We start from the raw sequence: 15,053 nt of genomic DNA, 5'->3' as shown, positions 1-15,053 counted from the left end.
GGGATCAGGTCCTCCGGTGGGGTGGGCGCATGATGCGCTGGTTGTGGATGCAGACGGCCAGGCCGGCGACGGAGAGCACGATCATCGCGAACAGACCCCACTGGAAGCCCGGGAGCAGCTCGCTCGGATCCATCCCGCCAGGATCCCCACCCAGGACCGCGCTGCGCAGGCCCGGGGCGGCGGCGCTGGTGATGATGGTGAGCACCCCCGCGGTCGCCACCAGGGTGCCGCCGTTCTGCACCATCAGGCGCACGGCATTGCCCACGCCTGCCTTGCCCTCCGGCAGGGCCTGCAGCAGGGCCGTGGCGTTGGCCCCGAGGAAGATCCCGGTGCCGCTGCCCGTCACGGCCAGGCCAACCAGGGTTCCCCACACGATGCCGGTCGAGATGCTGACGGTGACGATCACCAGCCCTAGCAGCCCCAGGGCGGACCCGGCGGTGCTCAGCTGACGGGCGTTGCGGCGCGAGCTGAGCCAGCCCATGCACATCGCTGCGCTGATGGTGGCGATCGGCATCGGCAGCAGCCATATGCCGGCCGACAGGGCGCTGCGGCCGAGGATGATCTGGAAATAGAGGCTCATGATCGTCACCAGCGGGAAGCGCCCGGCGGCGTTGAGCGCGCCGCCCACGTAGATGCCCACGACACCGTTGGTCCTCAGGACGCCCGGGTCGAAGATCGGGTCCTTGGCGCGCCGTTCGATGCGGACCAGGACCGGGACCAGCAGCAGGGCGACGAGCGCCAGACCCCAGACCTGGATGTTGGCCCACCCCAGGTCGGTTGCCTGGGAGATGCCGAAGGTCAGCATGAGCAGGCTCACCATGGTGATGAGGTTGCCGCCGACGTCCAGGGACTGCTTGCCGTCCAGCGCCGGCTCGCCGCGCAGGTGCCGCGCTCCCCAGTAGAGGCCCAACAGACAGAGCGGCACGTTGAACCAGAAGACCCACTGCCACCCGGCGGCCTCGACCAGGAAGCCACCCAACGTCGGCCCGACCAGGCTGGCCACCGAGAAGGAGGCCGTGTAGTAGCCCATCGCCTTGCCCAGTGTCTCTGGTGGAAACGCCCCGTGAATGAGCGTGGCACCGTTGGTGAGCAGGATGGCCGATGCCAGCCCCTGCACGCACCGCACCGCGATGAGCGTCTCGATGTTGGGCGCGAACCCGCACAGGATGCTGCTCACGGTGAAGGTGGTGAGACCGATGAGGTAGATGGGGCGCTGGCCGGTCATGTCGCCCAGCCGGCCGAAGATCACCAACGTGGCGCTGTTGGCCATCATGTAGCTCAGCAGCAGCCAACTGCCGGCGCTCGCATCTGCCTCGAAGTGCCGCACCAGCCTGGGGAGCGCGATGTTGAGCGTGCTCCCGTTGAGGGCCAACAGAGTGCTGACCGTGCAGACGACCAGGAGTGTCAGCCACGGCGACTGCACCGGTTTGGCGTGGTCGTGCACAGCACCTCCTGGTGGGTCGGCCGCGAGCCGCGACCCGGCTCGCGGCCGACAGGTCCGTGGTCATGAGCGTCAGGCCCTGCGCCGCTCTGTCGCGTCGGTGATCTCGGCGTCACTTCCCGGGGCGGACCCGTTGTCCTCGTCCGCCCGCCAGGTGATCAGCGCGTCGAGTGCCTCGATACGGTCTCCGTGGACGAGGAGCGGGTTGATCTCGAGCGACTCCAGCTCCTCGCCGAGCCCCACGGCGATCTCACCGACCTGGTGGATGACCGCTGCCAGCGCATCGAGGTCCGTGGCAGGCATCCCTCGTGCGCCACGCAGCAGGCTGACGCCCCGCAGCTCCTCCAGGGCCTCCCGGACCTCCTGTCGGTCGACCGGCAGCACCCGCAGGGCGGAGTCGGCCATGACCTCGACCCAGATGCCACCCATCGCCACGGCGAGGGTCGGTCCCCACTGGGGGTCCCGCACCACGCCGACCAGCAGTTCGGTCCCTGCCGAGCGCATCGGCTGGATGATCGCCTCCGCGTCGGGGTGACCGTGCTGAGCGAGACTGGCCTGCATGGCGTTGAAGGCCGCACTGACTGCCTCGGCATCCACGAGTCCGAGATGGACTCCGCCGATATCGCTCTTGTGGGCCAGGCCCTCAGCGGCGGCCTTGAGCACGACGGGGTAGCCCACCTGGTCCGCCGCCGCTGCCGCGGCTTCCGCATCCGAGACCAGCTCCGTGGGCACGATCGGCACACCGTGCTCGCGCAGGAAGGATCCTGCCCGGTGCTCGGCCCACACGCCGGTGGCGTCCTGGGTGCGGACCGGCACGACCGGCGCCCGCTCACCGGAGCCCGATCGCTCCTGCGCCCGACGGTAGGTCTCGCTCCACCGAACCGCGTGTCCGATGGCGGCCATGCCGTGCTCGATGCCACCGAGCACCATGGGGTAGTTGCTCGCCCTGGTGATCTCGCGCCCCACCTCGTTGATGTCGGTGAGCACGTTGCCCATCACCACCACCGGGACAGGCGAGTTGGCCAGGATCTGAGCGTTGGCCGTGTAGGCGGCCACCGTGTCCTCCATCGAGGGAGTGGCCTTCGGCAGGTCCTGCAGCAGGACCACCAGGTCGATCCCCGGCTCCTTGGCGGCAGCCTCGGCCGCCCGCCCCAGCAGCGTGCGGTCGAGCAGCACGAAGCCGGTGACGTCCAGCGGGTTGGCCACCGTCGCAAAGGGCGGCACGATGACCTCCAGCGCCGCGGTGGTCTCGGGTGAGAAGTCGGGCAGGTCGAGCCCCTCCATCTCGGCACGGTCGGCGATGATCTCCGAGGCGCCGCCCGAGGGCGTGACCACGCCGATCCGACGACCCGGCAACGGACCGGTCTCCGCCAGCAGGCCGGCCGTGACCATCAGGTCCTCCAGCGACTCCACGCGCACGATCCCGAGCTGCTTGAAGACCGCGTCGACCGTCTTGTCGTCGCCGACCAGTGCACCGGTGTGGGCCTGGGCGGTCCGCGAGGCCTTCTCGCTGCGACCCACCTTGAGAGCAACGATCGGCTTGCCGGCGGCGAGGGCCCGTGCGGCGACCTCGCGGAACTCCTCCGGGTTGCGGATCGCCTCCAGGAACAAGGCGATGCTCTTGGTGTTCGGGTCGTCCACCAGGGCCGAGACGACGTCGGTGACGCTCACGACTGTCTCGTTGCCCATGGAGGTGAGCAGGCTCACGCCGATGTTGCGTGCCTGGGCGAAGGCCAGCACGTTGCTGGCCAGGCCCCCACTCTGGAGAACGACGCCGACATTGCCGGAGATCAACGGCTTGGGGATCGGCAGGCCATAGGGGTTGATCTTCATGGCTGCGTTGATGAACCCGTTGCCGTTGGGGCCGAGCACGACCAGGTCGAGCTCCTCGGCGAGGTCCGCAAGCTCCTGCTCGTGCACCGCGCCCTCACCCCCGATCTCGCCGTAGCCCGCCGTCAGCACGACATAGTGCCGCGTGCCGAGGGCCGCGCCCTCACGGAGCACCTGGGGGACGACAGAGACCGGGGTCATCACGTAGGCCAGGTCCACCGGCTTGCCGATGGCGGTCAGGCTCGGGTAGGCCTGGGTGTCGTGCACCACCTCGGTGCGCGGGTTGACCAGATAGACCTCACCTGGGTAGCCGTGCTCCGGGTCACGCAGGTTGTTGAAGGTGCTGAGCGACCAGCCGGACTTGTCCGTGGCCCCCACCAGAGCAACGCTGCTCGGCGTGAAGAACCCGTCCATGGTGGTCATCGCAGCGAGTCACCAACCTTGACGTGCCCCTTGAGCAGGTTGCGCGCGATGGTGCGCTTCTGGATCTCGTCGGTGCCCTCGAAGATCCGCAGCAGTCGCAGCTCGCGATACCACCGCTCCAGCGGCAGCTCCTTGGTGTAGCCCATGCCGCCATGGATCTGGAGCACGCGGTCGACGACCTTGTTGGCCATCACCGTGCCGCTCAGCTTGGCGATCGAGGAGGCCTGACGCGCGTCCTTGCCTTCCTGGACCTGCCAGGCGGCAAAGAGGGTGAGCCAGCGCGCCGACTCCAACTCCACGGCACTGTCGGCAATGTGCCACTGGATGCCCTGGTACTCGGCGATGGGCCGGCCCATGGAGTGACGCGTGTTGGCGTGCTCGATCGCCATCTCGAGCATGCGCTCGGCGCCACCCAGCGCACCGGCCGGGATCATGTATCGGCCCTGGCCGATCCAGCGCATCGCCAGCTCGAAGCCCTTGCCGACCTCGCCGAGGATGTTGCGGCTCGGGACGCGCACGTTGTCGAAGTGCAGGGACGCCGGCCCCCACTCACCCATGGTGGCGATCGGGTCGGAGGTCCAGCCCATGTCACGGTCGACCAGGAAGCAGGTCACGCCGCCGTCGGCGCCCTTCTCGCGGTCCGTGACGGCAAAGACCATGACGAAGTCGGCCTCGTTGCCGTTGGTGATGAAAATCTTCTCTCCGGTGATGACCCAGTCGTCACCGTCCTGGACGGCCCGCGTCTGGATGCTCCGGGCATCCGAGCCGGCGCCCGGCTCGGTGATCGCGAAGCAGCTGCGGCGCTCGCCCTCGATCGTCGGGAGCAGATACTCCTTCTGCTGCTCCTGCGTGCCCGCGTAGAGAATGTTGTCGGCAGATCCACCGAAACGGAACGGCACATAGGTCCTGCCGGCCTCGCCAGCGATGATGGCGCTCAGCACCGGGCCGACGGCCATGCCGCCGTACTCCTCCGGTGTGTTGATGCCCCAGTAGCCGTGTTTGCGGGCCTTCTGCTGCAGGTCCTTGAGCACGCCGGGCTCCAGGCTCGGTCGGCCCTCGCGCTCGTTGCGCAGCACCTCCGCCTCGAGTGGCATGACCTCCTTCTCGATGAAGGACCGCACTGCGTTCCGAACGTCCCGCTGCTCCTCGGTGAGGGAGAAGTCGACCATCCCAGCTCCTTTGCTCGTGTCGAAAGTGCTTCTAGAATCGTCCTCTAGAATCTGACTCGAAGCATGCCTGACGCGCCACGCCCCGTCAAGACCCCTTTCCAAAACTTTGCCAACCGCGTGCCACCCCTAGCCCACCTGCACCCGATCGGCGCAGGGCAGGGATTGACAGCCCGCCCAAACAAGACTAGAACGGTGCTCTAGAATTTGACTCTAGAGTTGGGTTGCTGCCGCCGGGACCGCCCACCACGGGTGGTCCCCCAGTGTGGCCGCCGCCGGCTCACGATCCTCGCGGAGGCAGCTCATGTCCCTCAATCACGATCTCGTTGGTGTTCCGTCCGAGCCGGTGCGACGGTCCTGGACCAGCAAAGACGCCCTGCTGTATGCCGTGGGGTGCGGTGCGGGGCACGACGACCCGCTGGCGGAGCTCACCCTGACCACCGAGAACAGCCACGGCGTCAGCCAGCAGGTGCTGCCCACCTACGGTGTGCTGGTCGCCTCGGGCGGCGGCGGTCGCAAGCTCGGTGACTTCAACCCGGCGATGCTCGTGCACGGCGGCCAGGAGGTCGAGCTGGCCCAGCCCCTGCCTGTCGAGGGCGAGGTGGAGGTCACCAGCGTCATCACGAGCATCGAGGACAAGCGCTCGGGCGCCCTGATCTCCTCGGAGAGCCGGGCTGTCGACGCGGACACGCGAGAGGAGCTCGTGTTGTCCCGGAGCCAGATCTTCATCCGTGGGGAGGGTGGCTTCAGCGAGGGCCAGGCGGGCGCGGCCTCGGCGGCCACGGCCGCTGCTCAGTGGGCACTCCCGGACCGCGAGCCCGACCTGCTCGCGCACCTGCCGACCTGGCCCGGCCAGGCGCTGGTCTATCGCCTCAGCGGCGACCGCAACCCCCTGCACTCCGATCCGGTCTTTGCCCAGCGCGGCAACTTCGAGCGTCCGATCCTGCACGGCCTGTGCACCTACGGCATGAGCGCCCGGGCCCTGATCGCGGGGTTGGCCGATGGCGAGGTCAGCGCCCTCACCGCGATCGGCGGGCGCTTCTCGGCTCCGGTCACGCCCGGTGACACCCTGACCGTTCGCGCTTGGCGCACGGACGGCACAGACGTCCTCTTCCAGACGTTGCGGGGAGACGGCACGGTGTGCTTCGACCGCGGCACAGCCCGTGTCGCAACTACCGCCTGATCGCCGGTGCGGCCGCTCAGGCCCGGATGACTCGTCACCCGGGCCCGCGGCCGCTCAGGCCTTGGCGCCGTAGAGCCCCCTGAGCAGCACCACTGCCGCCTCCGCGACCTCCTGCGCCTCCTCCTCGGTGTCCACCGTGATGATGAGCCGGCAGGCCTCGGCAATGATCGCGGTCAGGGACGCGGTGACCAGAGCGTCACTCCTGGTGTCACCGAGGTCGAGGAGCTTTGCATTGCGCCTCAGCCACCGACTGTTGCCCTGGCGACGCAGTTTCTCGTAGCCCGGTGGCGTGTCTCCCGAATAAAAGAGACTGAGGCCGCGCCTGCTGCCCCACGTGTGCATGCAGTAGGCCCGTGCACCCTCACAGAAGGCGTCGATGGGCGCCTCACTGGGGTGCGCCTCACGATAGGCCTGACTGGCCTCGTTGGCGACGGCTCCCAGGGTTTGGGAGTAGCTCTCCCAGAGCGCCGTGAAAAGCTCGGACTTGCCCCCGAAATGATGATAGATACTGCCGACACTGGAGCCGGAACGCTCCACGATGTTGGATATGTTGGACTCCCAGTAGCCCAGATCGACGAACACGTCCTCGGCGGCCGCGAGGATCGTCCGCCGGGTGCTACTTGTCTTGCTCCACTGCCGATTGCTGGTGGCAGGCGGAGTCGCTCCCTCTTCCCCGTCCAACACAGTCATGAGCCGTCCTCTCCATTCACGGGTGTGGATTGGTGCCGGACACCACCCGTTCTGTTGGGGACGGATGATAGCCCGAAACCGGCTTCCCAAGCCTGTTCCTCAAACAGGGTAATGGGATATTCAGGCGGCCGTCGGGCCCGCACACGAGCCCGACGGCCGATGATCTTCTGGTCAGGCGGCTGCCGCATTTCCGAGCACGAGAGTGGCCGCGCTCATAAACATTCCGCCATTGCCGAGGACCAGGCTCGTGCTGACGTCCGGGACCTGTGCTGCGGCCTCTCCGCGCAACTGCCGGACGGCCTCCTGGATGGCGAACATTCCATACATGCCCGTATGCGTGTAGGACAACCCTCCGCCATTGGTATTCATCGGAAGCGACCCGCCGGGCGAGGTGTGTCCGTCGGCGACAAAGGCGCCGGCCTCACCACGACCGACAAAGCCCATGTCCTCGAGGCCAAAGAGCGGCACGTGCGCGAAGGCGTCGTAGATCATCAGGTGGTCGATGTCGTCGGTCGTCAGGCGCGCCTCCTGCAGCGCGTGTCGACTCGAGACCTCGAACTGCTCACACCGCGTCATGTCCGCCATCTGCGAGATCATCGGCGTGGTGGCGCACTCTCCCGTGCCCAGCACCGACACCAACGGGTGGTCCGTGCCCCGGGACTCCGCGAACTCACGCGAGGTGACCACGAGCGCCCCGCCGCCGTCAGTCACCAGGCAGCACATGAGCAGCGTCAGCGGACTGGCGACCGGGCGTGAGTCCAGCACGTCCTGGACGCTGACCTCCTCCTGGAACATGGCCCGCGGGTTCTGGGAGGACCACCGGCGCTGTGCGACGGCCACCTCGGCCAGTTGCTCGATGGTGGTGCCGGTCTCCTTCAGGAAGCGCATCACCGGCAGGCTGAAGGTCGTCGGGGGCCCCAGCACCCCGAACGGGAACTCGAACTGCCCGGACAGGGAGTCCTTGGCCATCGCCCACGGTGGCGCACCGACGCGGGAGCGGCCCGACTCACCGTGGGTGATCAGGACCGCGTTGGCCTGGCCGGCCCGGATGGCGGCGACCGCGTGACGCACGTGGAACAGGAAGGAGGCGCCACCGACCGAGGTGGTGTCGACCCAGCTCGGGGTGATGCCCAGCGCATGGGCGATGGTCACCGGACCCGGCGCCGAGACCGACGCGATGCCGTCGATGTCCTCGATGCCCAGGCCGGCGTCGCGCAACGCGCTGCGAGCCGACTGCAGGTGCAGCTCCAGGGTGCTGATGTCGGGAAGCTTGCCGAGCTGGTCGGTCTCGGCCGCCCCCATGATGACGACGTCGCTCACGCTGCCTCCTTGCTGCCGGTGGGACGAAAGACCGGCACCGAGATGTCCTCACCGCGTGCCTCGAAGTCCACGACCAGGTCCATGTCGAGCTCGAGCAGATCGGGATCGGGGTCGATGCCGACCAGGTTGGTCATCATCCGCGGGCCCTCCTCGAGCTCGACCACCGCGATGACATAGGGCGGAGTGAAGCCGGGCGCGGGCCGGTGCGAGATCACATAGGTGTGCAGCCGGGCACGGCCCGAGGCCGTCACCCACTTCACCTCCTCGGTGCCGCACGTCGGACAGCTGGTGCGGGGATAGAAGAAGGTGTGCTGCTCGGGGACACACTGCTGGATGCGCAGTTCGCGGGCCGCCGTGCCGTCCCAGTAGGGCTGGGTCTCCGGCGTAGCTTGCGGCACGAACTTGGTGGGCGTGCTCATGGATCAGTTCCTTTCCGTGATGTGGGCGAGGAGCGCCTGCACCGTGGCGGCGGCCGCCCGGCGGGTCTGCTCCCCACGGTCGCCATACATGGCGTTGACGATCTGTTCCTCGACGAGACCGTCCTCGTGGTGGGCCCGGACCTCCGCGATCCGCCGCTGCCGCGAGGTCATCCGGCGCACCAGGTGGCTCCGCGGGGAGGTGATGACCGGGCCGTGTCCCGAGAGCATCAACCAGGAGTCATCGAGCAGGCCCGCGAGCTTGTCCATCGACTCGAGGATGTCGGTCACGGTCCCGTCCGGGTGGTGGATGTAGGGGTTGACCCGGGCCAGCGCGGTGTCGCCGACAAAGGCGACCTTGTGTCGGGGCCACAGCAGGGTGATCCCGTCGCTGGTGTGCCCGGGCGTGCGGTAGACCAGCAGGTGCTCGCCACTGTCACCACCGAACGGCAACGGCGTGCCGTCGGCGCTGCCGCGCAGGTCGGTGACACCGCTGGACCCGGTGAGGGCGGCCAGGGGCTTGGCCCCGCCCGAGTGGTCCCAGTGACCGTGGGAGATCACCAGGTGTTCCAGGTGCGCCTCGCGCGCTGCGAGCCAGTCGGCCACCGCCTGCTGGTGGGGCTCGTCCACCGGCCCGGGGTCCACCACGATCGCCTGGCCCTGGTCCGTGAGCACCCAGGTGTTGGTGCCCTCGAAGGTCCACGAACTGGGGTTGTTGGCCAGGAAGAGCTGTATGCCGGGGCGCAGGGTGAGGGGAACGCCTGGCCTGGGTGGGGTGCTCCCCTCGAGCCACAGGCCTGTCGCGGGCTCGATCTGCGTCTCACTCACCACCATCGACCAGCCAGATGTTCATGTACTCGCGCGAGGAGTAGTCGGGGTGCGGGTGGTAGCCCTGGACGTCGCTGGAGATCATGGTCTGCCCGTCGTAGACGTACAGGCTCAGCGGTGAGGACACCTCGGTGATGATGTAGCGCTGGATCTCCTGCAGCTTCTCGTCACGCTCGACCGGGTCGGTGATGGTGCGCTGCTCCTGGATCATCTCGTCCAGCTTCGGGTCGTTGACCCCGTTCCAGTTTCGCCCACCGTCCGAGAGGTACTCCGCGGTGAGGTACTCATCTGCCGACAGCATCGGGGTCTGCAGGCCGTAGGCGATGACGTAGTTCTGCTGGGCCCAGGAGTCGCCGTAGTAGGTGGCATAGTCCTCGATCTTGATCTCGACGTCGATGCCGACCTCGGCGAGGTCCTGCTGGACCCACTGGGCCTCCTTGACGACCGTCTCGCCATAGCCGTCGGTCACCTTCATCTCGAGTGAGAAGCCGTCGGGGTAGCCCGCCTCCGCCAGCAGCTCCTTGGCCAGCTCCGGGTCGTAGGGCGTGAGCTCGGCGACCTCCTCGGAGCTCAGAGCTCCCTCGAAGGAAGGAGTGACCGGGCCGGACAGGCTACCCCCAGCGCGCAGTCCCTCGATCATGCCCTCGCGGTCGATGGCGTGCGCCACGGCCCTGCGGACGTTGAGGTCGTCGAAGGGCTCCTCGTTGACATTGAGATAGACGCGGGTCTGGGTGGACCCGCCCTCCTGGCGCAGCCGCAGACCGTCGACCTGCGAGAGCAGCGTGTCCACCGCACGGGCGTCCGTGGACAGGCCCGTCATCAGCTGGAGCTTCCCGCTGCGCAGCGCCGCGGTCTGCGACTGCGCGTCCGGCATGATCGTGACGTGGTAGCCGTCCAGGTAGGGCCGGTCCTCGACGAAGTAGTCCGGGTTGGCGCTGAGGGTGCGCTCGCGGTCCCGGGACCACTCGTCCAGGACGAAGGCTCCCGTGCCGATGGCCTCGGTGTCGAGGTTGAACTCCTCGTTGGTGCCCTCGCAGGGCAGAATCACCAGGAACGGGTTGGCTACCACCCGGTCGAAGTCCACGTTGGGGCTGGCGAGGGTGAAGGTCACCGTGTAGTCATCCGGTGCCGCGATGTCGGTGACCTCGCTGATCAGACCGAGCTGGTGACCCGGAAGGGTCTGGATCCGCTCGATGGTGCACAGCACGTCTGCGGAGGTGAACTCGCGGCCGTTGACCGGTGCCTTGTCGTGGAAGGTGACTCCCTCGCGTAGGTGGAAGGTCCACTCGGTGCTGTCCTCGTTGGCCTCCCAGTCCTCTGCCAGGTCGCCCTCCACCTCGGTCGTGCCGTACTCGACGTCCTCACCTGTCTTGAAGGCGGTGAGGCGGCTGTAGACCGAGCCGATGGCGGCGTGCGTGTTGTAGGACGCCTCTCGGTGGGGGTCGAGGGAGCGGGCGTCGGAGGGTGTGGCCATCTGCAGGACACCCCCGGCCACCGGGTCGCCGGCATCCTCCTGGGGTTGGTCGGCGCTGGGGTCGGTGCTGTCGCTGCCGCTCTGGCCGGCAGCGCCGCCGAAACAGGCGCTCGTCGTGGCCACCACGGCGACCCCGGCGATCAGTAGGCGGGCTCGGCTGCGTGCTGTGCTCATGAAATCTCCTTGGAAGGTGGTGCCGGTGGGGAGGGTCAGCGGTGCTGCTTGGGGTCGAGGAAGTCGCGCATCGCATCACCGAGCAGGTTGAAGGCGAGCACGGACACGGACAGGGCCAGGCCGGGGTAGAACGCAATCCACGGGGCGATCTCAAGGGAGGCCGACCCCTCGCTCAGCATCCGGCCCCACGAGGGGGTCGGCGGCGGCGTCCCGATGCCGAGGAAGCTCAGGGCGGACTCGGCGATCATCATGCCGGCGAAGACCAAGGAGCCGAGGACGAACAACGGCGCCAACAGGTTCGGCAGGCCATAGCGGGTCAGGATGCGCCAGGGACTGCAGCCGATGGCCCGTGCAGCCTCGACGAAGGTCTCCTCCCGGATCCGCAGCATCTCGCCACGGGTGACTCGGTTGAACTGTGGGACGACCAGCAGGCTCAGCGCGATCACCGTGTTGCGGATGCTCGGGCCGAGCAGCGCGGCGACGAACAGCAGCAGGACGATCGAGGGGATCGCCATGAGGGTGTCCATCACCCGCTGGATGATCGTGTCCACCCAGCTACCTCCGAAGTATCCGGACACCGTGCCGAGCAGGATGCCCACGACCCCTCCGAGCATCATGGTGAAGACCGCGACCAGCAGGCTGGTGCGTGCGCCGTACAACGTCCTGCTGAGCACGTCGCGACCGAGGTCGTCGGTGCCCATCAGGTGCTCGGGGCTGGGCGGGAGCATGATGCTGCCGCGGTGCTGCTCCAGGGGGTCGTAGGGCGCCAGCCATGGGCAGAGCGCAGCCATCACCACGAAGCACGTGATCAGGATGAGTGCGGCCAGCCCGAAGGGCTGCTGCTTGGCGAAGCGCAGGAGCGCGCGCCGTCGCGGCGGTCGCGCCACCGGGGGTGGTGTGCTGCCATCGGTGCTGACGGCATCGCGCGCCTGGTCGGCGTCGGACTGCTGAACGATCGACATGACAGATCTCCCTCAGGAGTAGCGGATGCGGGGATCGATGACGGCGTAGACGAGGTCCACCAGGAGGTTCACGAAGATGAACACGGCGCCGTAGAAGATGACGCAGCCCAGGACCACTGGGTAGTCACGCATCTGGACGGACGTGAAGATCAGTGACCCCATGCCCGGGATCGAGAAGATCGACTCGAGGATCACGGTCCCGCCGAGGATGTTGCCGAACTGCAGACCCAGCAGCGTGAAGACCGGCAGGATCGAGTTGCGACCGGCGTGCTTGAGGATCACCAGGCGCTCGGGTGCCCCCCGGGACCGGACGGTGCGCACAAAGTTGGACTGGGTCACCTCCAGCATCGAGGAGCGCAGCATGCGGGAGACCGCCGCCATCGCGGAGGTGCCCAGCGCGAGGGCCGGGATCGCCATGATGGCCAAGTTGGTCCCGAGGTTCTCCCACGGTGCGGCATAGACCAAGGGCTGGGACCAGCCGAACCAGATGGACAGGTAGGTGATGAGTAGCAGCGCCAGCCAGAAGTTCGGCACGGAGATGCCGGCGACCGACACCAGGCGCAGGGACTGGTCGAGGAAGGAGTTGTGCCGGATGGCCGAGATGATGCCCAGCGGCACACCGAGCACAACGCTGAACATAATGGCCAGCAGACCCAGCTCCAGGGTGGCTGGCAGCCGCTCGACGATCATCTCGGTGACCGGCAGCCGGGTCTCGAAGGACGTGCCCAGATCGCCGGTCACGGCTCCAGAGATAAACGACCAGAACTGGGTGAACACCGGTTGGTCCAGGCCCAGTTCTGCCGCGAGGGCATCAACCTGCGCCTGAGTCACCCCGGGGGCGTCGGCCAGCTGGAGCCGCACGACATCTCCAGGGATGAGGCGTAGCACCACGAAGACGAAGGTGGTGATCAGGAACAGCACGAGTAGCCCGTAGAGCGTGCGCCGGATCGCGTAGCCGATCATGCCGAGGCCTCCGGGCGGTAGAGGTGACAGGCGACCAGGGAACCGTCCCGCTCATGGAGCGTCGGAACGTCTTGGTCGCAGGCGTCGAACCGCAGGGGGCACCGGGTGTGGAAGGTGCAGCCGGCAGGTGGGCGACTGGGGTTGGGGATCTCTCCCTGCAGCGGAATGCGCTCCACTCGGCTGGAGCTCGCGGTCACCGCGGGGATGGAGCGGATCAGCGCCTGGGTGTAGGGGTGCCGCGGCTCGGCCATGATCTGGTCGCTCCCCCCAACCTCGGCGAGCTTGCCGAGATACATCACGCACACCCGGTCGGAGATGTACCGGACCACATTGAGGTCGTGCGCGATGAACAGAAAGCTGATGCCCTGCTCCTGTTGGATCGACTTCAGCAGGTTGAGCACCTGAGCCTGGATGGACACGTCGAGGGCGCTCACGGCCTCGTCGCACACCAGCAGCTCGGGGTCGGTCGTCAGGGCCCGGGCGATGCCGATGCGCTGGGCCTGGCCGCCGGAGAACTGGTGGGGATACTTGGCCAGGGCGCTGGAGGCCAGGCCCACCTGGTCGAGGAGCTCGACGCACCGGCGTTTGCGCTCGGTCGGTGTGCCGATGCCGTGCACGACCATCGGCTCCAGGAGGAGCTCCTCAATCGTCATCCGGGGGTTGAAAGAACTCACCGGGTCCTGGAAGATCAGCTGCATCCGCCGGCGCAACGGCTTGACCTGCGACTGGCGGCTCGTGGTGATGTCCTGCCCGTCGAAGACCACGGATCCCGCGGTCGGGTCGAGCAGCCGCAGGACGAGTCGTCCCAGGGTTGACTTGCCCGAGCCCGACTCGCCGACCAGCCCGAGGGTCTCGCCGCGGCCGAGGCTGAAGGAGACACCGTCAACGGCCCGGACCGGCGGAGACTCCTTGCGCAAGAGCCCGCCGCCGACCGGAAAGTGTTTCACCAGGTCGGTGACCTGCAGCAGCGGCGCCTGCTCCTGGCCCTGCGACCTGCTGTCAAGAGTGGCTGAGAGGGTCATGCCGGGCTCCCTTCGAGGACGGCAGACGAGCGGTCGTCGGTGGCGAGCCAGCACGCTGTCGAGTGCTCCGAGGAGATCGCGACGTGCGGCGGCTGCTCGACACAACGGTCGTGGACCAGCGGGCACCGGTCTGCGAAGCGGCAGCCAGCGGGCATCTCGTGGAGGGCGGGGACATTGCCGGCGATCGCCGGCATCGGCTCGTCCCGCGGGGTGCTGGGGCGTGGGATCGCCCGGAGCAGGGCCTGGGTGTAGGGGTGGCGCGGGTTCTGGAGGATGTCATCGACCGTGCCCTGCTCGGCCACGCGTCCGGCATAGAAGACCACCACCCGGTCTGCCATCTCTGCCACGACGCCCATGTCGTGGGTGATGAGCATCAGACTGACGTTCTTGTCGCGCTGCAGATCCCGCAGGAGCGAGAGCACCTGGGCCTCAACGGTGACGTCCAGCGCCGTCGTGGGCTCATCGGCGATCAGCAGGCGCGGTGAGCAGGCGAGGGCGATGGCGATCATCACGCGTTGGCGCTGACCGCCGGACATCTGGTGCGGGTAGGCGTCGACCTTGGACCCCGGGTCGGGGATGCCGACCATGCCCAGGAGGTCGATGGCCTCCGCCCGCGCCTCCCGGCGCCTCATCCTGCGGTGCAGCCGGAGGGCCTCCGACAACTGGTTGCCGACCGTGTAGAGCGGGTCCAGCGACGTCATGGGGTCCTGGAAGATCATCGCGATGTCGTTGCCACGGATCGCCCGGAAGTTCTTGGGCCGCGCCGTCGCCAGGTCGGTGTAGTCGTCCCACATGATCCGGCCGGAACTGACCCGACCGTTGCCGAGCAGCCCCATGACGCCCAGGGCGGTCACGCTCTTGCCGGAACCGGACTCCCCCACGACCGCGACAACTTCCCCCTGGCGCACCGTGAGGTTGACGCCGGAGAGTGCCTCCAACACTCCACCGCCGGTGCGAAACTCCACTGACAGGTCCTGAACGTCCAACAGGACTCGGCCGCTCTCGTTCTCCACTCCGGTGCCCTCCACTCTGAGGTCATGGGCGGCTCCGCGGGCAATGTGGCCATGTGACATGAACCATATTTCGAAGCCGGTCCTAGAATGAGACTCTAGGATGGAACGTGAGTCTAGCCGGGACGGATCGACTGTCAAGGCTTTGGAC

At 67.8% G+C, this 15,053-nt stretch carries 13 protein-coding genes; 1 reads left to right on the top strand and 12 read right to left on the bottom strand.

Features of this window, described 5'->3' with window-relative positions; translation table 11 throughout:
- Positions 1-4: 4 nt before the first annotated feature.
- From DPQ65_RS14705 to DPQ65_RS14695, 3 genes are all read right to left on the bottom strand, one after another.
- Entirely contained in the window at positions 5-1,444 is a 1,440-nt protein-coding gene (locus DPQ65_RS14705; RefSeq protein ID WP_114908098.1) for an MFS transporter, read from the bottom strand.
- A gap of 69 nt (positions 1,445-1,513) precedes the next feature.
- A complete protein-coding gene (locus DPQ65_RS14700; protein WP_114908097.1) occupies positions 1,514-3,694 on the bottom strand; it encodes an acetate--CoA ligase family protein in 2,181 nt (726 codons plus the stop codon).
- On the bottom strand, positions 3,691-4,863 hold the full coding sequence (locus DPQ65_RS14695; protein ID WP_114908096.1) for an acyl-CoA dehydrogenase family protein: 1,173 nt from the start codon (positions 4,861-4,863) through the stop codon (positions 3,691-3,693). The genes DPQ65_RS14700 and DPQ65_RS14695 overlap by 4 nt, the downstream gene beginning before the upstream one ends.
- A gap of 301 nt (positions 4,864-5,164) precedes the next feature.
- Between DPQ65_RS14695 and DPQ65_RS14690 the strand changes: the two genes are divergently transcribed.
- Positions 5,165-6,043 (top strand): MaoC/PaaZ C-terminal domain-containing protein, encoded by an 879-nt coding sequence (locus DPQ65_RS14690; protein ID WP_114908095.1) that lies wholly within the window; start codon positions 5,165-5,167, stop codon positions 6,041-6,043.
- A 54-nt stretch (positions 6,044-6,097) separates the two neighbouring features.
- Here DPQ65_RS14690 and DPQ65_RS14685 read toward each other — a convergent pair whose 3' ends face one another.
- The 9 genes from DPQ65_RS14685 to DPQ65_RS15925 all read right to left on the bottom strand — a co-directional run bounded on the left by DPQ65_RS14685 (position 6,098) and on the right by DPQ65_RS15925 (position 14,857).
- Entirely contained in the window at positions 6,098-6,733 is a 636-nt protein-coding gene (locus tag DPQ65_RS14685; RefSeq protein WP_114908094.1) for a TetR/AcrR family transcriptional regulator, read from the bottom strand.
- 171 nt (positions 6,734-6,904) lie between these two features.
- Entirely contained in the window at positions 6,905-8,053 is a 1,149-nt protein-coding gene (locus DPQ65_RS14680; RefSeq protein ID WP_202863163.1) for a thiolase C-terminal domain-containing protein, read from the bottom strand.
- Positions 8,050-8,472 (bottom strand): Zn-ribbon domain-containing OB-fold protein, encoded by a 423-nt coding sequence (locus DPQ65_RS14675; protein ID WP_114908093.1) that lies wholly within the window; start codon positions 8,470-8,472, stop codon positions 8,050-8,052. The genes DPQ65_RS14680 and DPQ65_RS14675 overlap by 4 nt, the downstream gene beginning before the upstream one ends.
- A gap of 3 nt (positions 8,473-8,475) precedes the next feature.
- Positions 8,476-9,297: an MBL fold metallo-hydrolase gene (locus DPQ65_RS14670; RefSeq protein ID WP_162802285.1), complete on the bottom strand. Its 822-nt coding sequence runs from the start codon at positions 9,295-9,297 to the stop codon at positions 8,476-8,478.
- Complete coding sequence (locus DPQ65_RS14665) at positions 9,290-10,945, bottom strand: ABC transporter substrate-binding protein (protein WP_114908091.1); 1,656 nt, start codon at positions 10,943-10,945, stop codon at positions 9,290-9,292. Before DPQ65_RS14665 ends, DPQ65_RS14670 begins: the two co-directional genes overlap by 8 nt.
- A gap of 35 nt (positions 10,946-10,980) precedes the next feature.
- On the bottom strand, positions 10,981-11,907 hold the full coding sequence (locus tag DPQ65_RS14660; RefSeq protein WP_114908090.1) for an ABC transporter permease: 927 nt from the start codon (positions 11,905-11,907) through the stop codon (positions 10,981-10,983).
- Positions 11,908-11,919: 12 nt separating this feature from the next.
- Positions 11,920-12,870, bottom strand: a complete 951-nt coding sequence (locus tag DPQ65_RS14655) for an ABC transporter permease (RefSeq protein ID WP_114908089.1) — start codon at positions 12,868-12,870, stop codon at positions 11,920-11,922.
- Positions 12,867-13,892 (bottom strand): ABC transporter ATP-binding protein, encoded by a 1,026-nt coding sequence (locus tag DPQ65_RS15930; protein ID WP_202863162.1) that lies wholly within the window; start codon positions 13,890-13,892, stop codon positions 12,867-12,869. Before DPQ65_RS15930 ends, DPQ65_RS14655 begins: the two co-directional genes overlap by 4 nt.
- Positions 13,889-14,857: an ABC transporter ATP-binding protein gene (locus DPQ65_RS15925; protein WP_202863161.1), complete on the bottom strand. Its 969-nt coding sequence runs from the start codon at positions 14,855-14,857 to the stop codon at positions 13,889-13,891. The genes DPQ65_RS15930 and DPQ65_RS15925 overlap by 4 nt, the downstream gene beginning before the upstream one ends.
- Positions 14,858-15,053: the final 196 nt, after the last annotated feature.

The organism is Ornithinimicrobium murale (genome assembly GCF_003352835.1).
GTDB lineage: Bacteria > Actinomycetota > Actinomycetes > Actinomycetales > Dermatophilaceae > Ornithinicoccus > Ornithinicoccus muralis.
This window is presented reverse-complemented; position numbering and strand designations above follow the sequence as displayed.